The 26,759-nt window shown below is 70.8% G+C and carries 20 protein-coding genes and 1 pseudogene; 5 read left to right on the top strand and 16 right to left on the bottom strand.

Features of this window, described 5'->3' with window-relative positions; translation table 11 throughout:
* A partial coding sequence (locus ACIP84_RS31920) for a GTP-binding protein (protein WP_401802602.1) occupies positions 1–704 on the bottom strand: 704 nt, incomplete at its 3' end.
* 79 nt (positions 705–783) lie between these two features.
* On the bottom strand, positions 784–2,220 hold the full coding sequence (locus ACIP84_RS31915; protein WP_401802600.1) for a DHA2 family efflux MFS transporter permease subunit: 1,437 nt from the start codon (positions 2,218–2,220) through the stop codon (positions 784–786).
* 104 nt (positions 2,221–2,324) lie between these two features.
* Here ACIP84_RS31915 and ACIP84_RS31910 point away from each other — a divergent pair, with 104 nt between their 5' ends.
* The gene (locus ACIP84_RS31910; protein WP_401802599.1) at positions 2,325–2,816 is read left to right on the top strand and encodes an FBP domain-containing protein; all 492 of its coding nucleotides are present in this window, start codon (positions 2,325–2,327) and stop codon (positions 2,814–2,816) included.
* 25 nt (positions 2,817–2,841) lie between these two features.
* On the opposite strand, the gene ACIP84_RS31905 is transcribed toward ACIP84_RS31910, so the two are convergent.
* Positions 2,842–3,474 (bottom strand): MarR family transcriptional regulator, encoded by a 633-nt coding sequence (locus ACIP84_RS31905; protein WP_355964981.1) that lies wholly within the window; start codon positions 3,472–3,474, stop codon positions 2,842–2,844.
* A gap of 281 nt (positions 3,475–3,755) precedes the next feature.
* The gene (locus tag ACIP84_RS31900) at positions 3,756–4,892 is read right to left on the bottom strand and encodes an acyl-CoA dehydrogenase family protein (RefSeq protein ID WP_401802598.1); all 1,137 of its coding nucleotides are present in this window, start codon (positions 4,890–4,892) and stop codon (positions 3,756–3,758) included.
* Positions 4,893–5,042: 150 nt separating this feature from the next.
* Here ACIP84_RS31900 and ACIP84_RS31895 point away from each other — a divergent pair.
* Positions 5,043–5,207: pseudogene (locus ACIP84_RS31895) on the top strand (TetR family transcriptional regulator); the annotation flags it as partial.
* Between the two features lie 334 nt (positions 5,208–5,541).
* Here ACIP84_RS31895 and ACIP84_RS31890 read toward each other — a convergent pair.
* The 3 genes from ACIP84_RS31890 to ACIP84_RS31880 all read right to left on the bottom strand — a co-directional run bounded on the left by ACIP84_RS31890 (position 5,542) and on the right by ACIP84_RS31880 (position 7,801).
* A complete protein-coding gene (locus tag ACIP84_RS31890) occupies positions 5,542–6,297 on the bottom strand; it encodes an HAD family hydrolase (RefSeq protein WP_401802596.1) in 756 nt (251 codons plus the stop codon).
* Between the two features lie 153 nt (positions 6,298–6,450).
* A complete protein-coding gene (locus ACIP84_RS31885) occupies positions 6,451–6,768 on the bottom strand; it encodes a LysR family transcriptional regulator (RefSeq protein ID WP_355964984.1) in 318 nt (105 codons plus the stop codon).
* 34 nt (positions 6,769–6,802) lie between these two features.
* Positions 6,803–7,801 carry a ScbA/BarX family gamma-butyrolactone biosynthesis protein gene (locus ACIP84_RS31880; protein WP_401802593.1) on the bottom strand — a complete coding sequence of 333 codons (999 nt, stop codon included), beginning with the start codon at positions 7,799–7,801 and terminating at the stop codon, positions 6,803–6,805.
* Positions 7,802–7,943: 142 nt separating this feature from the next.
* Between ACIP84_RS31880 and ACIP84_RS31875 the strand changes: the two genes are divergently transcribed.
* Positions 7,944–8,579: a ScbR family autoregulator-binding transcription factor gene (locus ACIP84_RS31875; RefSeq protein ID WP_355964986.1), complete on the top strand. Its 636-nt coding sequence runs from the start codon at positions 7,944–7,946 to the stop codon at positions 8,577–8,579.
* A gap of 59 nt (positions 8,580–8,638) precedes the next feature.
* On the opposite strand, the gene ACIP84_RS31870 is transcribed toward ACIP84_RS31875, so the two are convergent.
* Entirely contained in the window at positions 8,639–9,217 is a 579-nt protein-coding gene (locus ACIP84_RS31870) for a WHG domain-containing protein (protein WP_355964987.1), read from the bottom strand.
* Positions 9,218–9,536: 319 nt separating this feature from the next.
* Entirely contained in the window at positions 9,537–9,788 is a 252-nt protein-coding gene (locus ACIP84_RS31865; protein WP_401802623.1) for a DUF2399 domain-containing protein, read from the bottom strand.
* 125 nt (positions 9,789–9,913) lie between these two features.
* Here ACIP84_RS31865 and ACIP84_RS31860 point away from each other — a divergent pair, with 125 nt between their 5' ends.
* Positions 9,914–10,279, top strand: coding sequence for a hypothetical protein (locus ACIP84_RS31860; RefSeq protein WP_401802590.1), 366 nt, complete (start codon positions 9,914–9,916; stop codon positions 10,277–10,279).
* On the opposite strand, the gene ACIP84_RS31855 is transcribed toward ACIP84_RS31860, so the two are convergent.
* From ACIP84_RS31855 to ACIP84_RS31825, 7 genes are all read right to left on the bottom strand, one after another.
* Positions 10,276–10,464, bottom strand: a complete 189-nt coding sequence (locus tag ACIP84_RS31855) for a hypothetical protein (RefSeq protein ID WP_401802587.1) — start codon at positions 10,462–10,464, stop codon at positions 10,276–10,278. The two genes, ACIP84_RS31860 and ACIP84_RS31855, sit on opposite strands and share 4 nt — an antisense overlap.
* A gap of 2 nt (positions 10,465–10,466) precedes the next feature.
* Positions 10,467–10,916, bottom strand: a complete 450-nt coding sequence (locus ACIP84_RS31850) for a hypothetical protein (RefSeq protein ID WP_401802585.1) — start codon at positions 10,914–10,916, stop codon at positions 10,467–10,469.
* 226 nt (positions 10,917–11,142) lie between these two features.
* Positions 11,143–11,436: a hypothetical protein gene (locus tag ACIP84_RS31845; RefSeq protein ID WP_401802583.1), complete on the bottom strand. Its 294-nt coding sequence runs from the start codon at positions 11,434–11,436 to the stop codon at positions 11,143–11,145.
* Between the two features lie 540 nt (positions 11,437–11,976).
* On the bottom strand, positions 11,977–13,074 hold the full coding sequence (locus ACIP84_RS31840; protein WP_401802580.1) for a DNA helicase: 1,098 nt from the start codon (positions 13,072–13,074) through the stop codon (positions 11,977–11,979).
* Positions 13,075–13,082: 8 nt separating this feature from the next.
* Entirely contained in the window at positions 13,083–14,936 is a 1,854-nt protein-coding gene (gene drmB / locus ACIP84_RS31835) for a DrmB family protein (RefSeq protein ID WP_401802578.1), read from the bottom strand.
* Entirely contained in the window at positions 14,933–18,052 is a 3,120-nt protein-coding gene (locus ACIP84_RS31830) for a helicase-related protein (protein ID WP_401802575.1), read from the bottom strand. The genes drmB and ACIP84_RS31830 overlap by 4 nt, the downstream gene beginning before the upstream one ends.
* A gap of 64 nt (positions 18,053–18,116) precedes the next feature.
* The gene (locus ACIP84_RS31825) at positions 18,117–20,246 is read right to left on the bottom strand and encodes an RNA polymerase sigma factor RpoD/SigA (RefSeq protein ID WP_401802572.1); all 2,130 of its coding nucleotides are present in this window, start codon (positions 20,244–20,246) and stop codon (positions 18,117–18,119) included.
* Positions 20,247–20,429: 183 nt separating this feature from the next.
* Between ACIP84_RS31825 and ACIP84_RS31820 the strand changes: the two genes are divergently transcribed.
* Positions 20,430–26,750, top strand: a complete 6,321-nt coding sequence (locus ACIP84_RS31820; RefSeq protein WP_401802569.1) for a protein kinase — start codon at positions 20,430–20,432, stop codon at positions 26,748–26,750.
* The last annotated feature ends 9 nt before the right edge of the window (positions 26,751–26,759 follow it).

The raw sequence follows: 26,759 nt of genomic DNA, 5'->3' as shown, positions 1-26,759 counted from the left end.
AGCTCCATGAGCTCCTCGTCGTTCTCCGCGACGGTCTCGACCAGCTTGGCGCGCCATTCCTCGGCGAGCTCGGTGTGCGAGGCCGGGATGTCGACGACGTCGTACATCTCGCCCTTGGTCGCCTCGGCGGACCAGACGAGCGCCTTCATACGGACGAGGTCGACAACACCCTGGAAGTCCATCTCGGAACCGATGGGGAGCTGCATGACGATCGGGACGGCGCCGAGGCGGTCCACGATCATGTCGACGCAGCGGAGGAACTCGGCGCCCGTACGGTCGAGCTTGTTGACGAAGCAGATACGCGGCACGCCGTAGCGGTCCGCCTGACGCCAGACGGTCTCGGACTGGGGCTCGACGCCGGCCACACCGTCGAACACGGTGACCGCACCGTCGAGGACCCGGAGGTTGCGCTCCACCTCGACGGTGAAGTCGACGTGCCCCGGCGTGTCGATGATGTTGATCGTGTGATCGACATCCTCCAGCGGCCAGTGACAGGTCGTCGCGGCAGACGTGATCGTGATGCCGCGCTCCTGCTCCTGCTCCATCCAGTCCATCGTGGCAGCGCCGTCGTGGACTTCACCGATCTTGTACGAGACACCGGTGTAGAACAGGATCCGCTCGGTGGTGGTCGTCTTGCCCGCGTCGATGTGAGCCATGATGCCGATGTTGCGCACCTTGGCGAGGTCAAGTGTGGTGACAGACATGAGAGTTCTTTCCTGGACGGCTGGGAGAGGCCGGGTGCGCCCCGGGGCGGGTCGAAGCCCCGGGGCGCACCCGGTCGGGTCACGCCTGCTTCGAGGTGCCCGGGGGGAGGAACAGCGCGGGGACGGCGGTGAGGGCCACGAAGAGCAGGGCCCACCAGAACACGGTGCCGAAGTCCGCCGCGGCGCCGCCGGCCACGTAGACGTAGTGCTGCAGGAGCAGCGCGATGGTGGCGGTGCCCACGGCGCCGCCGAGCTGCTGGGACACGGCGTTCGCCGTCGTCGCCGCGGGCACGCTGGTGGCCGGCAGCGAGTGGTAGAGCGTCACCATGACGGGTGAGGACGCCAGGGCGAGGCCGATGCCCTGCGCGAACAGGGCGGCGAGCAGCAGGACGCTCACCTCTCCCGTGTCGGCCACGGCGAAGGTGGTGAGGCCCGCGGCGACCAGCAGGAGTCCGCAGAGCACGAGTGCGCGCGGATTGCTCTTGGTGTCGATGACCCGGCCGACGAGCAGGACGGCGACCGCCGTGCCGAGGCCCTGCGCCACCATGATGGTTCCCGCCCCCAGCGGCCCCTTGCCCCCGGCCTGCTGGAAGAACAGCGGGACGAGGACGACGACGCCGTAGAGGCCGAAGTTGTTCAGCAGCGTGATGGACGTGGACGCGGTGAACGCCCGGTCCCGGAAGAGCGAGAAGTCCACGACACCGGGGGCGAGGGAGCGGGCGGCCCGGATGCCGTGGGCGGCGAGCAGGGCCACGCCGATCGCGGCGGGCAGGAAGACCGGCGGGCTCGTCACCGCGGTGCCCTTGGCGAGGTTGCTGAAGCCGAGGATGAGGGCGACGAGGCCGCCGCCCATGGTGAGCAGTCCGGCGACGTCGAGGCGACCGGGCACCTCACCCTTGGTGTTGGGGAGGTTGCGCGCGGACAGCACGACCACAGCGAGGACGATCGGCACGTTGAGGAAGAACGCCCACCGCCAGGAGAACTCCTGGATGAGCGTGCCTCCGAGCACGGGACCGAGCACCGGGGCGACGAGCAGCGGCAGGGCCATCATCGTCATCATGCGGCCCATCTGGGCACGGCCCGCGACCTCGACCACGATGATCCGCATCAGCGGGAAGAGCATGCTGGCTCCGAGGCCCTGCACCACCCGGAACGCGATCAGGCTGCCCATCGACCAGGCGATGCCGCACAGCAGCGAACCGACCAGGAAGACGGAGAGCGAGGCGATCCAGGTGTGGGCCGCGCCGAAGCGCTGCGCCGCCCACCCGGTGGCCGGGATCACCGACGACATCGCGAGCAGGTAGGCGGTGGACGCCCACTGGGCGTCCGCGAGGCCGACGCCGAAGTACTCGGTGAACGAGTGCATGGCCACGCCGACGATCGTGGTGTCAAGGAGGGCGACGAACGCGCCCAGGGCGAGGACGAGCGCCACGACGACGGGCGAACGTTCCGGCTGCGGATCCGGCTCGGCCGGTGCCCCCTCCTTGGCGCTCGTGGTGCTGATCTCCTCGGACATGGCTTTCGCCTCTCTCTGCGCGATGGATGCAAGGGAGCATGGGTTTCTACCTAGGATCCCTTGGCACTTGCCTACTATACATAGGGACTGTTACGGTCAGGATCATGAAGGAACTGACCGACCCGGAAATCCGCGCCTCGTTCGTCAACTGCAGCAAGGGCGAGGCCTCCCGCCTCACGACGCCGCGAGATCTCCCCGAACTGCCCTGGCCGGACCTCGACTTCCTCGGCTGGCGCGACCCGGCCGCACCGCAGCGCAGCTACATCGTGGCCGAGCACGAGGGCCGCCTCGTGGGCCTCTCCTTCCGCCTGCCGTCCCCGCGGGCCGGCGTGCGGCACCAGTCCATGTGCTCGATCTGCCTCACGACGCACACGGCGAGCGGGGTGACGCTGATGACCGCACGCCGCGCGCGCCAGAGCGGCCATGGCGACGACACGGTGGGCGAGTACATCTGCAGCGACCTCGCGTGCTCCCTGTACGTACGGGGCAAGAAGCGGGCTCAGCCCGGCGGCCGCATGAAGGAGTCACTGACGGTGGACGAGAAGGTCGAGCGCCTGCGGACCAAGTTCGCCGGCTTCCTCGGCGCGCTTCTCTAGCGACCGGGCGGGGCCGCGGGGCGCGCTAGCGACCGGGCGCCGCGTACGGACCCTCGACCTCACCCCGGGTGCGCGGCGCGGCGTCGAGCGCCAGGGCAAGGGCCTTGCGGTAGGCGGGGAGCGCCCGCTCGTAGACCGCCATGCCCCGCTGGGTGATCCGGCCGTGCACCGTGCGCCGGTCACCGGGGCTCGGCATGCGCACCGCGAGATCGTCGCGGACCAGGCGGTCCACGACGCGGGACACGGAGGAAGGGCTGAGCCGGACCTCCTGCGCGAGCTCGGTTATCCGCAACTGCCCGTCGTGCAGGGCGAGCTGCTCGAGCGCCAGATAGGTCGAGGGGGACAGCCCCAGCCGGCTGAGCTCACGGGTCAGCGCCCGCTCGAAGCGACATCGCAGCTCCTCCGTGCGCTGCCACCAGGCCAGTTCCTGGGCGGACGCCTCGCGGGCGCCGGAGCCGCGGACCGCCTCGGCCGGCACTCCGGACGCCGGCTCGACGGGCACCCTGGGCGCGAGACCCGCACCGCGCCGATCGACGCCGCCCTGTACCGCGTAGGGCTCTCGGGAGGCGGGCTGGCACGACGAGCCGTCACCGCGGTCGACCGGGTGGGGTCGACGGCTGACGGCGAGGACGGCAGACGGTCCGGGATACGTGGTCACGGGAATCATCCATTCTCGGTCGATGCCGAGCAGGAGGAGCCTGCTCGCGGCCGGGCACCCGCCTCCCGACGCGCCCCGGAGGCCACAAGGTGTCCCACGAGGAGAAAATCATTCCTTCGCAAAGGTTTCAAATTCTATCGGAGATCCCGATGGCGCCGCCGCCATCCCGCCCACCCCGACCCGGGCCACCACCGCGCACCCCACCCACCCCCGACCCGGGCCACCACCGAGCACCCCGCCCCCTTCCGGGCGGGGCTCTCGGCACGACACTCGACACCCGCCTAGACCCCCTCCGCAACCACCGAGCGCGCATAGGCGGCGGCCGCGGGTGCGAGACGGAGGGCGCCGTGACCGGCCAGAGCGTGCACGTCGCGCCAGAACCGCTGCAACGGCTCCGCCTCGGACTGGACCCGCGTCCCCCCGCTGCGGAAGAGGCGCTCCACCACGGCGACCAGCATCTCCACGGCCACCGCCGCGTCCCGCATGTTCCGGGCCACCGGCAGCCGGTCGAGCGGGGCGTGGTCGGCACGTTCGGCGGCACCGCGCAACAGGAGGTGCGCGGCGTCGATCTCGGCGGACGAACGGGCCAGCACCTGCTGCGTCAGGCCGTCGTCCAGGAGTACGCCGCCGTCGCCCGTCCCGCGCCCGACCACCGCGGTCCAGGCGGCCAGGGCTCCGCGCGCCGCGCCGAGCGCGGGGGCGGCGAACATGAGCGAGGCCACCAGGGGGAACGGCACGCGGTGACAGCGCGCCGCACTCTCCTCGGGCCGCCCGGCGGCCAGCACGTCGCGGGACATGGTGCGGTACCGGGGCACGAAGACGTCGGTGACGAGCACGGAGTTGCTGCCGGTCCCCCGCAGTCCGCTGTTGCGCCAGGTGTCCTCGACCGCGAAGTCGGCGCGGGGCAGCGCGAGGACGCGGGGGCTCCGGTCGCCGCCGCCGGGCTCGGGCGCCGCCAGGAGTATCCAGTCGGCGTGGTCGACGCCGCTCGCCAGGTGCCACCGGCCGGTCAGCCGGTACCCGCCGGACTCCTCGGCGAGTTCCCCGGCCGGCGGCACCACGGCCGCCGCGATCGGCACGTCCGGGCCGGAACCCCAGAGCTCGGCCTGCCCCCGCCGCGGCAGGTGCGCGGCGAGCCTGCCGTGGGCCGCCTGGAGCGCTGCGCACCAGGCGGCCGAGGTACACCCCTCCCCCAGCAGGGCGACCGACTCGACGAGTTCGGCGAACGTCCCCGGCACTCCGCCGAACTCCGCGGGGACGAAGTGGCGCGGGAACCCGGCCCCGGTCAGCGCGCCCGCCACGGCCGGGTGGAGGCTTCGGGCGAGCTCGGACTCCGCCGCGTGGCGCGCCCCGAGGGCCGCCGCGTCCTGCACGGAGACCCCGGAGGGGGACGGGGCGAGGTGGTCGGTGAGCGTCATCTTTTACTCTTTCTCTATGCGGGCATTACCCGCACCTGAAGAAGTGGCCCGACTTCACCGTCCGGAGCCACTTGCGTCGTACTGCGGGATCAGAAAAAATTCCGTCAAGAAGGAATCTCTCGGGAGGGGTGTTCAGGTGGGGGCCACGCGATGGTGAAGCAGGACAGAGCACGACGTACCTACGCGCTGGTCCTCAACGCGGCGGCCGAGGAGTTCGCCGCCCAGGGGTTCGCGGGAGCCAACCTGGAGACCATCGCCCGACGCACCGGTCTCACCAAGGGAGCGCTCTACGGGCACTTCTCGTCCAAGGCCGCCCTGAGCGCCGAAGTGACCAGGCAGTTCGAGCAGCGCTGGCAGGAGGCGCTCGACGCGGCCGCCTACTCCGACTCGGCCCCGGACCAGGTGCTGGACGCACTGCTCACGAACCTCTCGGACCGCGTCCGGAACGACGCGCTGTTCGGCGCCGGCCTGCGCCTGGTGATGGACAGGGCGTGGTCCGAGGGGTTGCGCGCCCAGCAGGTGCAGCAGCTGCAGGAGCTCCTGCTGCGACTGGTGGCGGTCGCACAGGACGGCGGCACGATCGACCGGGCCCATCGGCCCGAGGTGCTCAGCCGACTGCTCCTCGCCGTCCTCCTGGGGCTGCGACACCTCAGCGCGGGCTCCCCGGGGGCACCGGACGACGACTCCCCGCAGATGTGGCGGACGCTGCTGCCGCCAGTACGCCGCGCCGCTCCCGGGGAATTCCCGGAAGGGTCGCCCAGCCGGCTCGCAGCGCAAGAGAGGTGAGCACGGGGTCTTCGCCCACCACCACCGGCCGGCCCACCGCGCGCAGCAGGTCCGCGTCGCTGGAGTCGTCGCCGTACGCATGGCAGCCGACCGGGTCCGCGCGGCACTCCCCCATCGTCCGTCGCGCCAGTTCGGCCTTGCGCGGACCGATCGCCGGCGGGCCGACCTCCCCGGTCAGCACACCCTCGCGGACCACGGGGGTGGTGCAGAGCACCGTGTCGGCCCGCAGCGCGTCGGCGACCGGCGCGAGACAGGGAAGGAAGGAGCCGGAGACCAGCGCGATGTGGTGACCGGCGCGCCGGTGGGCGCGCAGGGCCTCGACGGCGGGCGGGTGGAAGAGGTCCCCGCGGGCCTGCTCGGCCGCGAACCAGTCCCGTCCGGCCCGCTCCAGCTCACCCTCGGGAGCACCGCGGAAGTTGCGGTAGAAAGCCCGGTTGAGCTGGGTCCGGGACGCCCCGGCGGCCTGTCTCCGCAGGTGTGCGTCGCGCGCCCGGGCGAAGCGGCTCGGGTCCTCGCCGGACCATTGCCAGTAGAAGGCGAGGAAGCCGGCCATGCTCTTCAGGTTGATGAGCGTCTCGTCCACGTCGAAGAAGGCGACGATGCGGGAGGGGTGGTTCATGGTGTCCTTGCCGCCTCCGGCCCGGGGCGGCGGCGGATCGTGGGGAAGCGGCCCGTACCGCGGCTGGTCGGGCCGGGGTGACCTGCCGACGGGGTCGGCCGGAGGGGAGGGACGACCGTCCGGGCGGGCCCGCACGAGGGGGCGACCGCCGGTTCAGACCGCATGGGCGCTCTTGACGTGGCAGCGCTGGTGGCCGAGCTCTCCTTGCTGTGCGGCGTACTTGACCTCGCGGCCCATCGTCTCGACCTCGCGGAGGAGTTGGTCCACCCGGCTCTGGAGCACCGAGCCCGCGGGCGTCAGCTCGATGGGGCAGCGGCCCCGCCGCAGGAAGAGGACCACGCCGAGGGACGCTTCCAGACTCTTGATCTGACCGGTGACGGTGGACTGGGCGCAGTGCAGGTTCCTGGCCGCCCGCGTGAAGCTCGCCTCTCGTGCCACTTCACGGAAGACACGCAGCTGATGGATCTCCACGACGATCCCCCTTCTGGCCGTGCGACGGTGGACGTCAGACGGCGACGGCCGGCTGACAGGTGCTGTGGAGGCGGTACGTCGTGGTGGCCCGGGCGAGGACGACCTCGCCCTGGAACGCCGTCAGCCGGACCGGCTGGTCGTCCGAGCCCGCGGACGGCGCATGCTGCTCGTGGGCCAGGATCGTGACGGGCGCGTCCAGTTCACCGAACGCGTCGAAGCTGACCTCGCACCCCGTCATCAGGTGAGACCTGAGGTCTCCGGACTGACGCAGCGTCTGGTGACCCGCCTGGCGGAACGCCTCGACGAGGGCCATCCCGGGAACGTGGTCGCACGCGTGCTCGAAGTAGCCCGGGTGCCCGGTGGCGAGATGCATGCCGTACCTGCCCGCTCCCTCCCTGCTGAGCAGCACGTTCTCCGGACGGACCTGCCCCACCTCGGTGGGTGACAGCAGCGTCCCGGGCCGTGCCGGCCGGGGTCCGCCGACCGGGGTGGACACGCGGTAGCGCAGTCTGTCGTAGAGGTCGTCGCCGACCGCGAGAAGCCTCACCGAGGCCCGCCCGCAGTACTGTCCGCCGGCATGGACCGTCGTCGAGTAGCGCGCTCCGAAACGCTCGGCGGGCAGATCGCCCTCGGGGTGGAACCGGCCGTCGAGCACCACGTGCAGCGGTGTCGCCCCGACCCGCAGCGGGTGGGGGTCCTCGACGTCGAGCCGGAGGTCGCAGAAGATGAAGCGACGGGTCAGGGGCACGTCGTAGAAGCGGTGTGCAGCGTAGACGGCCGCTTGCCGCACGGTCTCGACCAGGAGGACGGGGTCGCTGAACCCCGCGGCGTCCGGTTCGTACAGCGCATGGCTGCGCGGCCACTGCGCGGCTATGAGGACGCGATCGGTCTCCGCCGACCTGCACCCGTCCGTCAGGAACACCTCGGACACGGCGGCGCGGTGCACCAGGGCGCGCGACACCGTCTGGTCGTAGGTAAGAGAGTGCCCCGACACGTCCGCGCCCCGGACGTCCTCGACGATACCGATCGCCATGTTTCCCCCTAAGCAGACCCAGCGAGTGGGACTATGATCGACTCGGGAAAATATACATTTCCGAAGGGATATTTCAAGGGCGTGAACCACGGGCCCGCAGGGGCGCTCCGTGGGGCTCACACGACGAAGGAGGCGGGCTTCGATGCGCGCGACGAACAGCAGCCCGGACACGAACCCACCGGCCACCAGCCAGCCCAAACAGGAGCGTGCGCGACGCACCAAGGCCCAGATCCTGACCGCCGCCGCCGAGGTCTTCGCCGAGCAGGGATACCCCACCGTCACCCTCCAGGACGTCGCCGACCGGGTCGGCATGACGAAGGGCGCGGTGTACTTCCACTACGCCAACAAGCACGTGCTCGCCATCGCCGTCGTCGAGGAGCACTACCAGCGCTGGCCTGAACTCGTGGAGCGGGTGCGCGCGTCGAAGGCCAGTCCGCTCGACACGCTGCTCGCCGTGCTGGACAGCACGGCGGAGGCGTTCCGCGGCGACACCATGGTCCAGGCCGGCGCGCGGCTGCAGATCGAGCGCTCCCTGATCGGAGCGAACCTGCCCAAGCCCTACGAGTGGTGGCGGGAGATGCTCGCCGCCCTGATCACGGAGGCCAGGGACGCGGGGCAGCTCGTCCCCGACACCGACCCCGAGGCGCTCGCCCGGGTCGTCGTGTCCGCGTTCTTCGGCGTGCAGCACATCTCGGACGTACTGACGGAACGCGCCGACATGATGGAGCGCTACCGGGAGATGCGCGACGCCGTGTTCAAGGGTTTCATCGTCGACTGACGAGGGATCAGAGCCCGAGGCGGGCGCGGGCCGCCGCGGGCACCGGCACCACCGAGGCGTCAGACCGCGCTCTGCGACCACTGCCGAAGCGCGGTGTGCACCGCCGCGACCACCCTGCGCCAGGATCCGTCGAGATCCCGGGGGTGCCCGAAACCGCCCGTCGCCTGGATGGTGATGAAGCCGTGGAAGGTGCTGCGCATGAACCGGACCGCATCGGTCAGGTCAGGCTCTTCGAGTTCGTAGGCCCGCAGCACCGCGTACGTCAGCTCGATGTTGCGGACGAACCCCTTGGAGCCGGAGATCGCGTCGAGGTCCAGCCCCATCTGAGTCGCCGCGTACCGTCCGGGGCAGCGCAGGGCGTACGCGCGATACGCGTCGGCGAAAGCGGTGAGGGCGTCCTCCTCGGACCGGCCGGCGATGGCGGCTGCGAGTTCGTCGCCCATCTCCTCGGCGGCGAGCAGCGCCACCCGGGTCCGCACGTCCTGGAGGTTCTTGACGTGCGCGTACAGACTGGCGTCCTTGACCCCGAAGTCGCGGGCCAGCGCCGAGAGGGTGACCGCCTGGACACCGACCTCGTCGGCCAGGTCGGCAGCGGCCTTCGTGATCTTCTCGACGGTGAGGCCGGCGCGCTTTCTCACATGCTTCCCTAGGAGCTCAAGTGTTCTACCTTAAGCCCCTAGCCTAGTCCCCGGCACCCGAAGCCCTCAACGCACCCGGGCGCCCGCAGCCTGCCACAGCCCCCCACACCCCCGCCAAAGTCCCCGGTCGGCGGCCCCTACTTCACCGGCTCAAGGATCGCGACGCACTCGACGTGGTGGGCATCGGAATGACGTTATGCGAAACGACGGTCGGCATAGTCGCAGGTCAGCACCGGTGTAAGGCTCCGGTAGTGCGCCCGGGTTGAGGACCGTGCGCGTTGCAGACGACCGCGGATCGGTAGTCTGCCGCCGCCATACGTCAGGGGTCCGCCCTTGTCTTCTCCAGGACGTATGCGGCAATGCGGATGCCTTCGTCATCGAAGTCTCCGTGGCACCGGAGAACGGCGCCTTGGTCCGCGAGTATGCGCAGGAGCTGGACAGCCGCGCTGTTGGGCCACCCGGACGTGCAGACAAGCGGCGGGCAGGGGGAGCCGAAGCGACGGAGGGCGAGGGCCAAGATGCTGGGGTTCTCCACAACGTGGACGACGGATGAGGCAGGGGTGGCGGGCAGCGTGAGCCGGCCCGGGTTCCTGACCTGGGCAGCTGGCGAGCGGAGCGGGTGCTGTCAGGGAGGTCCGGGCGAACGTCCCAGACGAGTTGGAGGGCGACGTTGGAGGCGGTACGGACCCGCTCCAGGTGCCTGTTCATCTGCGCGACGAGTTCGTCGGCCCGGCGGATGCGGGCGGCGAGGTGGCGGCGGGTGTCACCGGTGAGGATCTGGTCGAAGAGGCGCCGTTCGGCGGTGCTGATGTCGTCGCGGCTGCGGTCGCGCTGCTGGGTGAGCGTGGTGAGCAGCCCGGTCGCCCCGACGCGGACGCCCTCCAGGGTGGCGGTGAAGAGCTGGACGTCGTCGTCGGGCTCCAGCTCCAGGTCGGCACGGACGCCAAGGTGCCGGCGTGCCTCGTGGCCGACCTCGGAAAGGCGAGTGGCTGCGTCGCCGTGGTGGCGCGCGGCGTGTGGGATCCGGGGCCACCGTGCCGCCATGGCAGGGGCGGCCTCTAGCGTGGCCTTGGTGCCGTCGCCTGCGTCGGGTTCGGGGTGACGCCCGCGTCTTCGGCCAGACCCACCAGGCACAGGTGCCGGAACCGCGGCGCCGCACCGTCGCGGGCCTCGACTGCCTTCTCCTGCCGGTCGGCGTCCTGGCCGCTGGTGGCCCTCAGCTCTCCGATGCGGCCTGCCAGACCCATGATTAGCTCGGCCGACCGGCGGACCTCCTTATGTGGCAGCGGTCGCGTTCGGCGCGGGTCTCCGCCACGCGCGCGACGATCTGCCGGTAGTCCGCGCCGACCGTCTCCTCCACCGCCGTCAGGCGTGCCCTCATGCCGGCCGCCTTCGCCTCGGCGGCGGCCGCGTCGGCGGCCTGCTTCTCGGCGAGACTGTGTGACCGGTCCGCCTGTGCGGCCGTCACTCTGGCCCTTTCGGCGGCTGCGGTCGCGTCGATACGGGCGTCCGTCCAGGTGTCGGCGAGGGCGCGGAACCGCTCGACGCTGCGGCCGAGTTCCTGCAGCCGGTCGCGGTCGGTGGGCAGTCCGTGTTCGGCGGCACTGCGGCTCAACGTGCGCAGCGCGCCGGCCACGTCACCCTCGCGTGCGGCCAGGTGCTCGGTCGCGTCGCGCACGGCGTCGTCCCAGGCGGCCACCTTCTCCTCCGCCCGGTCCCGGTCCCGTCGGCGGGGGTTGAGTTCCCGGGTCGGGCCGGGCGGTGCGGTCGTCCGCAAGCCGGGCGGCGCGTGCGGCGAGTTCCCTCAGCCGGTCGGCGAGGGTGGTCAGGGAGGCGTCCTTCTCGGCGATCAGCTCGGTCAGTTCGGCGATCTCACGCTGCTTGGCCCGCTGCCGGGCAAGGGCGCCGATGTGGGCGGGCTCCGGCTAGTTCCAGGTGCCGGTGGCCGGCGCGAGGCGCGAGGCGCCGTCGGAGGAGACGGCCGCGGGGTGCCCGCCGGTCAGGGTGGTTCCGTACGCGATGCCGGCGAGGATGCGGGTCACCGTGTCGGCCGGTACGGGGACGCTCTCCTCGGGCCTCAGCACGTCCAGCAGGCTGGGGCCGGGAGCGGTCGTGGCGAGGCCGGCCTCGGCGCGGGTGTCGTGCCCGGGGAGGGTGAGCCCTTCGGATGCGCTGACCCAGGCGTCCAGGAGGCCCGACGCCTCCAGTGCCGCTTCCATCGCGGCCTGTACGGGAAGCGGACGTCCTCGTGGAAGGCAACCAGCCGCCACAGCGGCGCACCCGCCGCGGCCGTACGGACGGTGGTGCGGGTCGGCGGAGCGGCGGGCGGGAGATCGATCTCACCGCTGAGCTTGCGCCTCTGTGCGTCGAGCAGGTCCCGTTCCTGCTCCAAGCCCTGTTGTGCGGTGCGGGCTCCTGCCCGCTCCGTGGTGATCTCCTGGTCCAGCGGTCGTGCGACCGTTTCGACCAGCTCGCGCACGTCTGCTTCGACCGCCGCCCTGGCGGCCAGTTCATCCAGGTCGGGGATGCGCAGCTCCGTGCAGTCCCGGGCCCGGGCAAGCAGCAGTTCCGCCTGGGCGGCGACGGTTTCGTCCCTGGCACCAGCAGTCGCGTCGCGGTGGGTGATCGCGTCCGCGAGCCGGGTACGGGTTTCGTCCAGCAGGCCCGTCCCCTCTGCCGCGGTCCGTGCGGCGCCTCCATCCCCACCGTGGGGGCGACTGCGAATTCCGGTGCCGGGTCCGTAACTCCGGAAACCGGCCTCAGCCCCGGGCCAGGACACGAGGCGGAATGTCCCTCAGCAGCCCGGGTTCTCTGTCGCCCGCATAGGCGAGATGAAGTTCGTGCCGCGCTCGAGTAGCCATCACGTAGTACGTCATGCGGAGTGACCCGGAGGTGGGGTCCACCGCCGCGTCTGCCTCCGAGTCCGGCACCACGACCGTGTCGAACTGGAGCCCCTTCGCGCTGGACCGGTGAACGATGACGACGCCCGGGCGCAACAGGTCGAGCGTCCGGTACCGGCCTCCGCTCGCCTGCGATGTGTACATCTGCGCCCGGAGTCGCGGGGCCTTCTGTTCGAGGCGGGTGAGAAGTTCGAACTGGGCCTCGGTGGAGTGCACCACCACTCCGATGCTCCGGTCCGGCCGATTCGCTACGAGACCGAGCAGCAGATCGGTGGCGGCCGCTCGGTGCGAGAGTGCGTGCAGTCGGGGCAAAGGACCCTCGCGGCCGGGCGGTTCGGGCGGGTGAGGGCCAGTGTGGAACCGGGCAGCGAGTTCCGCTGTCTGCCGGGTGGTGCGGTGATTGCCGTGGAGGTCGCGGGTGGCGCATCGCCCCAGGCTCTCGGTGATCTCCGCGAGGGTGGAGTGGGTGGTGGTCAGCCGCTGGCACTCGTCCGCAAAGACCGTCGTACGGGCACCGAGAATTCGGCACAGGCGATAGAAGGCAGGCGGCAGGTCCTGCCCTTCGTCCACCACCAGTGTCAGCGGGCGCGCAGGGTCAGCCGGCTCGGCAAGCGCGGCCCGCTCGTAGAACGCCGGCCAGTCGTACCAGCCGTCGTCGGTGCGCGGAGCATCCGGGCCGTACCACCCGGCGAGCCAGGAGTGCGCGGTGGCCACGGTGACCTTTGCTCGGTCGGAGCACAGCGCGGACACCATCGGCGCCAAGGACTGCCGCAGGAGGTTGGACCGGGTCAGCAGGACGACGGGGGTGCCATTGAGGGCGAGCATCACGGCTCGCTGCGCGGCCAGCACGCTCTTGCCACTCCCCGGGGGGCCGTCGACCAGGTGGTTGCCATCGAACGGCAGCCCGTCGAGCAATGCACGCTGGGCGGGGGTGAGGTCGAGGTAGGTCAGCGTCATCGTCGTGCTCATTTCTGGGCGGCGGCCGCTCGGGCCGCGGCCATGATGGGTTCGAGGAAGCCCGGCGCACCGCCTCCGCCGACGACAAGGGCGCGGTCGAGCAGGGTATTGCCGGTCTCACAGCTGGTCTCCGGGAGGAGAGCACAGGCGTGGCAGGCGGCGCGGTTGAGGTTGCCGAAGCCCTGGCCGGTGTGTTCTGAGCACAGGGGATCCGCCGAGCACCATGCGGCGGCCTCGGCCATCCGTAGCAGTGTCTCGGCGAGCCGAGGCGGTTCGCCCTGTTGGACGAGGCCTCCGAGTGTGCCCTCGGCGTCGCCCGCCGCGGTGTAGACGAGGACCCCGTACTGGTCGTGCTCGGGGCGGGCGTAAACGCGCTCGCGGAGACTGGCCGTGGTGTATCCGGACTCGAACGACAGTTGGCGTACCAGGAGATGGGCGAGCGTGTGCAGCATCACGAAGCGAGGTGCGAGCTCCGGGCCGGTCAGTACCTGAAGGCGGTCGCTCTGGAAGGACCGGTCCAGATCCGCCCGGAGCCCGGCCACCCGGGACCGGACTGCGGACTGCTGTTCCCAGGCCGTCAGTGCATCAGGGTCCAGGGTGAGCAGGATGCCTTCGCCGAAGACCTCGACCGCGGGCAGCCAGCGCAGTCTGCGAGAGGTGTCGGCCGGGACGATGGTGGCATCCGGCGACACCCGACTGAAGCCGGACAGGGCACGCACCTCGCGGAGGCGGTCGGCGAGGACGACACGGCCCATCCGTCGGTGCAGTCCGACCCAGGGCTCCGTGGTCTCGCCGTCGAGGCCGAGACAGGATCCGCGTACCGAGAATACTCGGCTCGTCAATGGTTCGGCCGCCGTCAGCGCCGCCCATTCCTCGCGGCGCAGGTCGCTTCCGGCGGCGGACGCCCCGGAGGCACCGGATACGTGGTGAGGGCCGTCGGCGTGGGCTGCCGTTCCCGTACCCGTCTCCTCGGAGAGGAGGGCGTCCAGGAGGATGTCGTCCGCCCCAGTGTCCTCTTTGATCATGTCCCGGAGGGTCTCCGCGCGGGCTCCGGTGGCCTTGCACAGCGGCACCCAGTAGTCGCTGTCGCGGACCCGTCCGGCGAGCTCCTCTCCCCTCACGGCCGGCAGGTCGGTCTCGGGGAGGGAGAGCGCCGAATGAACCACCGGGTAGTACAGGTTGCCCGCGGTGCGCTGAACCACCTGGACCGGCTTGACGCAGTCCACGGCTTCGGACACCCTCTGCCAGGGGTTCCTGCCGGAGCACCGCATGCCATGCGTGCCGAGGATGTCCAGGAGGTCCCGGCGGGCGCCGCAGCCGGGCGCCGCGCACGAGACGGACAGCGCCTCCAGGCCCGTCGCACGGTCCGACACCCGGAACCGCAGTTGCTCGCGCGAGCCGCACGACTGCCGCTGGGCGGTGTCGAGCCGGGCGTGTGCCCAGAACCACCAGTCGACGTCCCCCAGGTGTCCCGCGGCGCAGATCTGGACGAAGCGCATGGGTGCGAGCCTGCGTTTCGGGGTGCACGACGAGCAGCTCGGCGGTTCGCCGGGCTTCTCGTCGGTGATGCGCCAGCGCACCATGCGGCGGCAGGCGCCACAGAACAGCCAGGACGGGAACCGGATGTAGGGTGCGCCGGGTGCGTCCGCGCGGTCGAATCGGTCGTTGAGCGTGGCGGGCGCCGCGAAGAACCCGCTCACTCCGAGTCGTGCGGCCAGGCGTGGGGAAGCCACGGCCTGTCGCAGCCGAGGCCAGTCGCCGATTCCGGTCGCGACGAAGGACTCTCCTTGGATGTCGAAGACCGCGCCGACGCCGAAGGGCAGCACCGTCTGGGCCTGTCGGACTCGGAGTTTGCGGTTCACTGGTCGGCTCCCTTGACTGTCACCTGGCACTCGCGGTCGACGCTGCGCATGGAGTGGAGGGTCTCCCAGAGCCCTCCATACTGTTCGAAGTTCTTCAAGAGGTGGTGCTGCCCCTTGCCCTGGCTGCGGTAGTACAGCTCCTTGCCCTCCTGCCTGGCGTTCCGAGCGGCTTCCTCCCACGCGGCGAGCAGCTCGGCCAGTTCGGTACGGACGGCGTGCGCGGCACGCCGGTCGCTCGCGCCCGCCTTCCGAGCCAGCAGCTCGGCCAACTCCCGTGCCTCACAGACGCGTTCCGGCAACTCGCCCGCCTGGTTCTCGGCACTCAGGCCGAGTCGGTGCCGTACGAGAATGACGAGCGCGGCGTGCAGCGCGCGGCGGCGCGAGGGAAGGGACCAGGGCGTGACGCTGGTGGGTTCGACATGCCGGTACAGGGCCCGGTGGTACGGGTCGAAGGCTTCGTAGTGCGAGCGATCTCTGGGGCGGGTCGCGTTGAAGAAGGTGACGACGAGGCCGGGCACGCCGTGTCGGCCGACGCGGCTGGTGGCCTGGATGTACTCGGCGGTGGTCTTGGGCTGCCCCTGCATCAGCATGAGGGCGAGCCGTTTGACGTCCACGCCGACAGACAGCATGTTGGTGCAAGGCAGGAAGGAAATGGCTTCCGGGTGGGTCCAGGGCTTCTCGAGCCGGTCCAGCAGCACCGGTTGCTCGGCCCGGGCCAGGTTGCTGGTGAGCTCCTGCACCTGGTGGTCGGCGAGGCCCCGGCTGCCCGATCCGTCCCGCAGTCCGGCTAGTTGGGCCGGGATGTCGTCTGAGGCCGCCGTAACGGTACGGCCGAGCTCCCGCAGGCTGTGGTGATAGGCGACGAGGGTCCAGTAGGCGTCGCGGTGTTCCTCGGGCAGTTCCCAGGCGCCTTGGAGCATCGCGGCGGCGGTGGCGACTGCGGCCCGGCCGGCGGTGTGGCCCTGGGCCATGACTCCGATGTAGAGGCGGCCGGGGCGCGAGGTGTCTGGTTCGGCGAAGTAGGAGTGGCGGGCGTCAAGACCGGCCGGTGGGAACAGCTGCACCTCGGAGCCGTACAGGGCGCGTACCTGTTCCCCAGACCGGCGGATCGTGGCCGTGGACGCGACTACTTTGGGGCCGGTCCCGTCGGCCGTGGCGCACAGGCCGAGAATGGCCGACTCGTACAGTCCCACGGTGGTGCCGAGCGGCCCGGTCAGCAGGTGCAGCTCGTCCTGGATGACGAGTGACGGCGGCAGACTGCCGGTACCCGTCCCGAACAGGCGTCCGGCGCGTGGCTCCCAGGCGAGCCGGGCGAACTTGTCGACGGTGCCGAGCACGAAGGTCGGCGGCCTGTCGTAGAGCTGCTGGTCTACGACGGCGACGGGCAGTTCGTCGTGGAAGGTGCACGCGTCGCGCGGGCAGAAGAACGCGAAGGAGTCGGCGGCGGCCCGAACGCCGTAGTCGGCGTGATCGGCGGACCGGTGTGCCGGGAGGATGCGGGTTCCGCACCAGGGGCAGCGGTCGAGGATGAAGACGTCTTCAGGGCGGGCCGCTGAGCGGACGTCGCGTGCGGCTGTCACCGCGGCTTCGTACGAGTTGGGCGAGGTCGCCTCGCCGACCCACAGTCCGATCGAGAACGGTTCGTCGCCGTAACGGCCGGGATCGGCTCGGCGCAGTGTCTCCAGGGCGCACACGGTCGTCGCGGCGCGCTGGAACTGCTGGGTGGTCAGCAGACTGAGGGTGTAGCGGCTGAGTACGGCGGTGCCGCCGCCCTTCGGGTCGCGTCGCCGCAGCACCATCACGAACGCGGCGAGCAGGAGGTACGCCTCCGTCTTGCCACCGCCGGTGGGGAACCAGATGAGATCGGTCATGGACCGGTCGGGGTGGTGCGGGTCCGCGACGCCGTCCAGGGTCAGCAGGAAGAAGGCCAGCTGGAACGGACGCCAGGTTGCGGCCGGGTCGGGCGCGGGCTCTAGGTGTACGGGGTCGTGCCGGGAGCGCCGCTCGCCCGCCTGGTCGTGCGCCGAGTGCCGCATCTGGAGAGCTATGGCGAGGTTCGCGGCGCGGAACGCCTCCAGCAGCTCTGGGTGTGCTGGGTCGCAGAGGGTGCGCACTCCGGATTCCACGCGAGTGACGACGCTGCCGATGCGTTCCAGTACACGGTCGGCCGCCGGCCGTCCCCAGGCGGGCACCTCGATGCCGCACTGGTCCTCGTACCAGCGGCGGTAGTCGGCCGTGAAGTCCGTCAACTCCCGCCGCACCTGCGCGACGGGCAGTTCGGGGTCGGCGAGGTGCAGCACGTTGAGGACGGGGGTGCCGACGGGCCCGGCGGGCCGGGTCGCGGGTACCTCTGCCGTCGGCAGCACGATGGCGCGCAGCCCGGTCACCGCCTCGCCGTCGCGGTGCTCCTCGACGGCGCAGCCGTGGCCGACCGCGTAGGTACGGACGTGGCGGTACTGAAGCCGCAGCTCCTGTTCCTCCAGGTCTCGGCTAGCGAGCCGGACGCTCGGATACCTCAGTACCCGCCCGCCGTGAGGCCGGACGCCGAGCTCGACCTGGAACAGCATGCGGTCCCACTGCGCGGCGCGTCCAAGCGCCGGTTCGATGCGGGCGCTGTTCACGAGGGCGACGGTGACCAACTGCCCCGCGCCGAGGGGTCGGCGACGCAGTCGCAGCTCGGCCCGCCCGTCGAGAACGGACACCACGTCCCGGTCGGGGCCGACGTGGTGCGTCTCCTGCGGCATCGGGACACGCTGCCAGCGGCGCCCCTCGTCTCCTTGGGCGCGCAGGGTGCGGTAGTGGGCACCGCCGCAGTCGATCTCTACGGTGTCGGTGTCCGTGTAGAAGCTGAGGCCGAGGGAGGAGGGCAGCCAGGCGTTGGACTCCGGCACCGGGTCGTCCGCGGGGTCGGTGTCGGCGGCGGCTCCTTCGGTTCCGAGGCCGTCCGTGTCCTCGGCGGCCAGCGTCAGCTGGCGTTGCAGGTCGGCGTCCTGGGGATAGAGCGTGCCCATGAGGTACTGACGGTCGGGCGGCGAGTCGAGGATCTCGCCCTCGCCGTGGACGGGGCCGACGAGCTGGCGGTTCAGGTAGTCGACGAGTTCTTGCCTCGGGTCCATGTGGTTCCTCGGGAGGAGTGCGGCGGGGCGGGCCTGTTGAAGGACGTGCAGATGAGCTGGGGCGTCACCAGCCGCTCGGCGGTCGGCGTTCGGAGTCCCCTGCGAGGGCTTCGAGCTGCTTCTCCAGTTCCGCGAGCCGCAGGAGAGTGTCACGCTCGATGGCTTCGGTCTCCGCGATTCGCTGGGCTGCCCATCGTTCGACGGCCTCGACCTGGGCGGCCGCGCCGGCTTCCGCTGCCTGGAGGGCGGCCTCCCGCTGCGCGAGGGCGTACTCCGCCCCCCGTAACCGCTCTTCCAAGGCGTTGACCCGGGCCACGGAGTCAGCGAGGCGATCATCGGCCTCCTGCCGCAACGAGCGCTCCTGACAGCGCAGAGCCCTGTCGACACGCTTGAGCAGGATCGCCTCCAGCTCATCGAGCTGCCGCTCGTGTTCCTCGTCCACTGCTGGGGTCCGCTCCCGTCCGCCTGATTCGCACGGCGCCTCTGATACGTCCGGGGGCGCCCCCATCACACTCTGGCCCGGGGGCGATTCCGCCGTTGGACCGATGTCGATCTGCTCGAACAGCGTCGACTGCGCCGGCACCGTAACCGCCTCCGAAACATCAGATGTGCGCGGAGCGGGTACGGGGGTGCTCGTCCGCCGGACGATCCGGCGGCCCGGGCCCTTGCGTCGAGGGGGTTTCGGGTCCGGCGGCTCGGCATGCCGTGGGCCGAACCCACTCTCCCGCAGCATCTCGCGCAGCACTCCGAACGCCTTCTTCTCCACCTGTCGGATGCGTTCGCGGGTGACGCCGAACTCCTTGCCGAGTTCGTCCAGCGTCGAGGTCTCGCCGCCGTCGAACCCGGTGCGGCGCAGCAGGATGCGTGCCTCCCGCTGCTCGAAACGATCCAGTACCGACAGCAGGAAAGTGCGGTTCACGGCCTCCATTGCCAGGTGTTCCGCCGAGGGCAACGGGCGGTCCAGCGCGACGAGGTCGCCCAGGTTCACGCCGTCTCCGATCACCCGGTCCAGCGATGTGGTCCGTCGGCTGACCCGCCGGATCTCCTCCACACGGCTCACCGTGAGGTCGCAGAGCACGGCGACGTCCGCGGCCCGGCAGGGGCGCCCCTCCGATTCCAGCTTCCGCTCCGCCGCGGCTACCTTCCTGATCTGCTCGTGGAAGTGCACCGGGATGCGGATGACCGCCCCCTTGTCCGCGATGGCCCGGCTGATCGACTGTCGAATCCACCAGGTGGCATATGTGGACAACTTGTAGCCTCTGGCGGGGTCGAACCTCACCGCCGCTTTCATGAGCCCGATGGCTCCTTGCTGGAACAGGTCCTCGTAGTCGAGGCCCTGCCCGCCGTGGCGCTGAGCGATGCTGTGGGCGAGACCCTGGTTGTGGACGATGAGGCAGTCGCGCGCCCTGACACGGACACCGGTGGCCGGCAACGCGGCGATCTCCTCGTCGGTGGGCCGTTCCCCGATCCGATCCGCCCCTCCCCGTACCAGGACGGCGAGGCCCACTTCCTCTTCTGCGGTGAGCACGCGCTTCTCGGGGCGCCGGTTGAAGCGGTCCTCGTTCAGCACCGCGTGAACCGCACGTGCGACGTCGACCGGAGGTGACGTGGTTCCGTCGGGGGCCGAGTCGAATTCCTCCCAGTCGACAAGTTCAGGTTCGACCTCGTACTCGGTCTCCGGCTCCGGCTCCGGCTCCGGCTCCGGCTCCGGCTCCGGCTCCGGCTCCGGCTCCGGCTCCGGGGAGGGGACCACGGCCGAGTCCGACGTCGTGGGCCGGGTCGATCCGGCCACGCCCAGGAGCTCGCGTGTCTCGACCGGTGTCAGTCCGGCGAGGCGGGCCACGCCTTCCACGGTCTCCTCGGGCACCCGGCCCCACTCGTCCGCGTACCTGCCGAGCAGGGCATGGACGGCGCTGATCCGAGCTGCCGGCGCCGCGCGTACAACCTTTTCCGCGTCGCGCTCGTCGTGGTCTGCATGCTCCGCTTCCCCTCGGACGTGCAATCCCAAGAGCGCCAGCTCGTCCTGCAGGCGCTCCCGCTCGGCCTGTGTCAGGCCAAGGTGTCCGACATGGTCCTGGAACACCCTCGCGGAGAGGACGCCGCCCACGGCCGCGGCTGCGAGTTCGGCGTAGAGAGCGCGAAGCGCGTTCCGGAGCCCGGCCGCGTCCTGTTCGCGCCGAGGTTCTTCCCCCACGGCCACCCCTCCCTCACCCGTTGCGAAACAACCCTAGGGTCACCGTGTTGACAATGTCAACGCGTTGACACTTGAACAGTAGAGGATCGGGTGTGTACCTTCCCGGAAGGTGAAGACAGGCACGAGGCAGCCTGGCCTCTGCGACCATGACAGTGGGGCATCGTGCGAAAGAGAGGGGCGGCAGTGAGCGAGCGGCTGATCGGGGGCCGGTTCCGCGTGACGGGAGTCATCGGGGCGGGGAACATGGGGGAGGTCCACCGCGCCGAGGACCTGCACCGAGCCGAAGGTGACCCCGCGCGCAGCGTCGCCGTGAAGACCGTGCTCCGCCGCCGCTCCGGCGCCCTGGTCGACACCGGCCCCGAGAGCAAGGCCGTCCAGCGGTTCGCCCGCGAGGTCCGGATCATGCGTCGCCTGGACCATCCCAACCTCACGCGGCTCATCGACGGTGGTATCGACGAGACCGACGGCGGTCGCCCCTACCTCGTCATGGAGTACCTGGACGGCGAGACCCTCCGCGATCTCATCGAGGAGGAGCGGCAGCTTCCGGTCTCCTGGGCCGTCGCGATCGGTGCGCAGATCGCCTCCGGACTCGCCGCCGCGCACATGGCGGGCGTCGTCCACCGCGACCTGAAGCCCGCGAACACCATGCTGGTCACGGGCGGCACGGTGAAGGTCCTCGACTTCGGCATGGGCCGGATCGCCGACGACCCGGAGGAGACCCGTCTCACCAGCACCGGCGTCAGTGTCGGCACCGCCCGCTACATGGCGCCTGAGCAGTTCGAAGCCCGCCAGGTGACGCAGGCCGCCGACCTGTACGCGCTCGGCTGTGTGCTGTACGAGATGCTGGCCGGCGTCCCGCCGTTCACCAGCGGCTCCGCTTACGAGCTGGGACGCAAGCACGTGGAAGAGGTGCCCACGTCCGTCCGGATCGCGCGGCCCGCCACGCCCGCCGGGCTCGTCCGCCTGGTGGACCGGCTCCTTGCGAAGGACCCCGCCGAGCGGCCCGCCGACGCGGTCGCCGTACGTGACGCCCTGCTGCCCCTGCTCGCCGAGGCCTGCGCCGCGGACGGTGTAGACCCTGCCGGCGAGACCACGGCGCTCCCCCACTGGGGTGCACTCGACCCGGTCCGCACGTTCCGCCCGGCGGCCCATGCCGTGGTCCCCACGGCAGCAGCGCCGGTGGCGCAGGAACGCTCGCGTCCGATCGCGACTGCGGGGACCGGCATGGACGTCTTCGGTGTGCACCACAAGCTCATCGAGGACTACCGCTCCTTCACCGAGGGCGGCACCGTCATCCGGGACGACCGGATCGCGGCCTTCGTCGAGGACGACCTCAACGCCAAGTCTCAGTGGCCGGATCCCTGGCTGTCCCTCAACCCGTTCTTCGCGAGCGGCGGCACGGTCGTCGAGCTGGCGGGCCAGGGCGTGCTGCACCGCGAGTGTGCCCAGATCTTCCAGTCCCGCAAGACTCCCGGCGGCACGGTGTGCGACGGACGCCCGCTCACCCTGCACCAGCACCAGCGCGAGGCGATCGACGCCGCCGCCTCCGGCGACTCGTACGTCCTGACCACCGGTACCGGTTCCGGCAAGTCCCTCTCCTACATCGTTCCGATCGTCGACCGGGTGCTGCGGGAACGGGAGGCCGCGGGGTCCCGGGCGGCCAAGCGTGTACGGGCGATCGTCGTGTACCCGATGAACGCGCTCGCCAACAGCCAGCTGAAGGAACTGGAGAAGTATCTCCGGGACGGCTACGGCAGTGGCCACGAACCGGTCACCTTCGCCCGCTACACCGGGCAGGAGGACGACGCGCGCCGCAAGGAGATCCGTGACAACCCGCCGGACATCCTGCTCACCAACTACGTGATGCTGGAGCTGATGCTGACCCGGCCGGCCGACCGCGCCAGCCTGATCAGCATGGCCCGCGGCCTGGACTTCCTCGTCTTCGACGAACTGCACACCTACCGCGGCCGGCAGGGCGCCGACGTCGCCCTGCTGATCCGCCGGGTCCGCGAAGCCTGCCAGGCCCAGCGTCTCCAGTGCGTCGGCACCTCCGCCACCATGTCCACCGAGGGCACCGTCGACGATCAGCGCAAGGTCGTCGCCGACACCGCCACCACGCTCTTCGGTACACCGGTCCACCCTCGCAACGTCATCGTCGAGACGCTGGTCCGGGCCACCGACGAAGCACCGGACACGGTCGCGGCGGAGCGACTGCGCGCACCGGCTGCCCCCCGTGCCTATGCGGATCTGGTACGGGACCCGCTGGCCCGCTGGATCGAGACCCGTTTCGGCCTGGCCGTGGATGCGGGCCGGCTGGTACGCCGGCAGCCCGCGAAGATCGAGGAGGCGGCCCAGGAGCTCGCGGAGGCCTCGGGGGTCGACGCCAGGGAGTGCGTGGCGGCGATCCGCGCCACGCTGGAGGCCGGATCCGAGGCCCGGCATCCGGTGACCGAGCGGCCGCTGTTCGCGTTCCGGCTCCACCAGTTCCTCTCCAAGGGTGACACCGTGTACGTCACCCTGGAGGACAAGCTCACCCGCCACCTCACTCGCTCCTACCAGCTCGAACAGCCGAACAGCGGCGGAAAGTTGCTGATGCCGTTGGCGTTCTGCCGCGAGTGTGGCCAGGAGTACCTGACGGTCTGGCGCACCGAGAAGGACGGGGAGGTCCGCTACGAGGCGCGACGGGACACCTCCGCGACCGGCGGCCGACAGGGCGACGGCTACCTGTACGTCGACCACGACCGCCCCTGGCCCACCGGCGTCCAGTACGCGGTGGACGACCGCCGTCTGCCCGAATCCTGGCTGGAGCTGGACGACCGGGGGCAGGAGGTGGTCAAGAGGTCGTACCGCGACCGGGTGCCGCGCGCTGTCACCCTGGACCCGCGGGGGCACGAGGGTCAGGGTGAGCTGCGGGCCGCGTTCATCCCTTCGCCGTTCCTCTTCTGCCTGCACTGCGGAGTGGCCTACGAGCAGACCCGCGGCAAGGACTTCGCGAAGCTGGCGACGCTGGACCAGGAGGGCCGTTCCTCGGCGACGTCGCTGATCTCCGCCTCGGTGGTCCGGTCGCTGAAGTCGGTTCCCGAGGAGTCCCTCGACAGGGAGGCGCGCAAGCTACTCACCTTCGTCGACAATCGGCAGGACGCCTCGCTCCAGGCCGGTCACTTCAACGACTTCGTCCAGATCACGCAGTTGCGCGGGGCGTTGTACCGGGCGGCGCTCGACGCCGGCGAGGACGGCATCCACCACGAGGACCTCGCGTCCCTCGTGGGCAGCGCGCTCGGTCTCGATCCGGTCGACTACACGGGCGAGACCGATCTGGCGCCGTCCCTCGCACGCAATGCCGCCAAGACCCTTCGTGACGTGATCGCTTTCCGGCTCTATCTGGATCTGGAGCGTGGCTGGCGCATCACCATGCCCAACCTGGAGCAGACCGGTCTCCTGGAGATCGACTACGAGGACCTGGACTGGGTGGCTGCCAAGGAGGACCGGTGGGCCGGCACGCACGAGGTACTGGGCGAAGCAGATCCCGCGCTGCGCGCCGAGATCATGAAGGCGCTCCTCAACGAGATGCGCCGCTCTCTCGCCATCGACGTGTCGTACTTCCGCGAGGACTTCGACGCGTTGCAGCGGGCTAGCGAGGAGCGTCTGGTGGACCCGTGGGTCCTATCCGCCTCGGACCGGCCGAAGGTAGGGACCGCCTACCCGCACCCGTCCCGGCCCGGCCTGGACCGATCGGCGCTCTTCCTCTCCGCACGCGGCAAGTTCGGCAAGTATCTCGGACGCGCGGACACCTCGTTCAGGAAGCTCGACACCGGCGGTCTCCAGCTGGTCATCGAGGACCTGCTCAAGGTGCTGACCTCGGCGGGCCTCGTGAAGGAGGTCGCGGACGCCCCCGAGCGGGCGGGCCGCTACCGCCGCACCACCGCGCCCGTCCCGACCGGCTACCGGGTGGCGGCGCAGTCCCTGATCTGGCGTGCCGGCAAGGGCGAGACGGGTACGCACGACCCGCTGACGCGGACGTATCAGAGCGGGGACGGCCCGCGCGTCAACACCTTCTTCCGTGATCTGTACAAGGAGGCGGCCGGTGCGCTGTCCGGCCTGTTCGCGCGCGAGCACACGGCCCAGGTGTCGCCGCAGGAGCGGGAGGAGCGGGAGGAGGCGTTCCGCAAGGCGGAGCTGAAGCTGTTGTACTGCTCGCCGACGATGGAGCTGGGCGTCGACATCTCGTCGCTGAACGCGGTGATGATGCGCAACGTACCGCCCACTCCGGCGAACTACGCGCAGCGCTCCGGCCGTGCGGGCCGCAGCGGGCAGCCCGCTCTCGTCACCACGTACTGCGCGACCGGCAACAGCCACGACCAGTACTACTTCCGTCGTTCGGAGCGGATGGTGGCGGGCACGGTCGCACCGCCCCGCCTGGATCTCGCCAACGAGGACCTGGTCCTGTCGCACCTCCAGGGGATCTGGATCGCGGAGGCCGGCCTGAAGCTGGGCCGTGCCATCCCGGAGGTGCTCGACGTGTCCTATCCGGACACCGGCGAGCGTCCTTCTCCCGCCCTGGGGCTCCATCCCGAGATCCTCGCCGCCTCTCTCGACCGGTCGGCCCAGGACCGTACGGTCGATTCCGCGCAGCGCGTCCTCGGCCCGCTGCTGCGGGACTTCTCGGAGACGACCTGGTGGTACGACGAGTGGATCCAGGACCGCGTACGGACGGTGGCGGGACGCTTCGACGAGGCGTTCGACCGCTGGCGCAAGCTCTTCCGGGCCGCGCTCGACGACCAGTACATCCAGAACAGGCGCCGCCTCGACTACAGCTTGACCGAGGGCGACCGGATCCGGGCCAACGCCCGGCGCCGCGAGGCGGAGACCCAGCTCAATCTGCTGATGAACGAGAGCGCCGACAGCAAGTCGGTCCTCTCGGACTTCAACCCGTACCGCTACCTGGCGTCCGAGGGCTTCCTGCCCGGTTACAGCTTCCCGCGGCTTCCCCTTGCCGCGTACATCCCGACCGTCGGCCGCCGACGTGGCGACGGCGACTACCTGCAGCGGCCCCGCTTCCTCGCCATCCGTGAGTTCGGGCCGGGCGCCCTGATCTACCACGAGGGCGCCCGCTACCAGGTGACGCGGATCCAGCTCCCGCCGGACTCCTCGGGCGACCTGGCCACCAGCGAGGCCCGCCGGTGCGCACACTGCGGCTACCACCATGATCCGGAACTCCGGGCCGACCGCTGTGAGATGTGCGAGGAGCCGCTGGGCTCGGCGACGTACGGCCTGCTCCAGCTGCACACCGTGTACACGACCCGGCGGGAGCGGATCTCCTCCGACGAGGAGGAGCGGCGCCGCGCCGGGTTCAGGCTGGAGACGTCGTACCGCTTCCACGACCACGGTGCCCGCAAGGGACGGCTCAACGCCTCGGTCGCCGACGCCTCGGGTGCTCCGATCGCCGATCTCGCGTACGGGGACTCGGCGACGGTACGGATCACCAACACCGGCCGGGTCCGCGCCAAGAACGACGAGCCGCCGGGCTACTGGCTGGACCTGGCCGACGGCCGCTGGATGAACGACCGTGACGCGGCGGACGCGTCCGGCGACTCCAGCGAGCTGCCGGTGATCGACGCGGACGGCAACGAGCGGCGCCGCAAGAAGCGTGTCATCCCATACGTCGAGGACCGCCGCAACATCCTCGTCGTGACGCTCGACGAGGCCCTGCCCGAGCCCATCGCGCTCTCCCTCATGTACGCGCTGGAGCGGGGCATCGAGGCGGCCTTCGAGCTGGAGGACGCGGAGCTCAACAGCGAGCTGCTGCCTCCCGACGACGGTCCGCGGCGCCGCATCCTCTTCACCGAGGCCGCGGAGGGCGGGGCGGGCGTGCTGCGCCGCCTCCAGGCCGAGAAGGACGCACTGGCGAAGGCGGCCCGGCACGCGCTGGCCATCTGTCACTTCGACGAGGACGGCAGGGACCTGGGTGGTCCGCACCCGGACCGGCCGTGCGCGCTCGGCTGCTACGAATGCCTGCTGACGTATGGAAACCAGCTCAACCACGCCCTGATCAACCGGCATACGGTGCGGGAGGCCCTGGTCCGTCTGGCGTCGGCGAAGGCCACGAAGGACGCGCGGGGCGAGTCGCGCTCCGAGCAGTTCCGGCGGCTGCTCGACCGGACTCCGGAGGAGCCGACCGCGGCAGAGGCCGCGGTGGCCGAGGCCATCGGCCAGGACAACCTGGTTACCTGGCTGAGCGCACGCGGACTCCGTCTTCCGGACGAGAAGGAGACCCTGATCACGGAGGCCAACGTCCTCGCCGACTTCGTGTACCGGCTTCCCGGGGTGAACCTCGCCGTCTTCGTCGACGGCCCCGACACGGAGACGACCGCGCTGCGCGACGAGGACGCGCAGGAGCGGCTCCTGGACGCCTGCTGGGACTTCGTCCGCTTCCCGCACGACGCGGACTGGGACGAGATCGTGGCCCCGCACGCCCGCTACTTCGGCACCCCGCCCGCCAACTGACCGCTCACC

Origin of the sequence: Streptomyces sp. NPDC088707 (genome assembly GCF_044752725.1) — a bacterium.
Lineage (GTDB): Bacteria > Actinomycetota > Actinomycetes > Streptomycetales > Streptomycetaceae > Streptomyces.
Note: the sequence above shows the minus strand (reverse complement) of the source record. Positions and strands in the feature narration are given on the sequence as shown.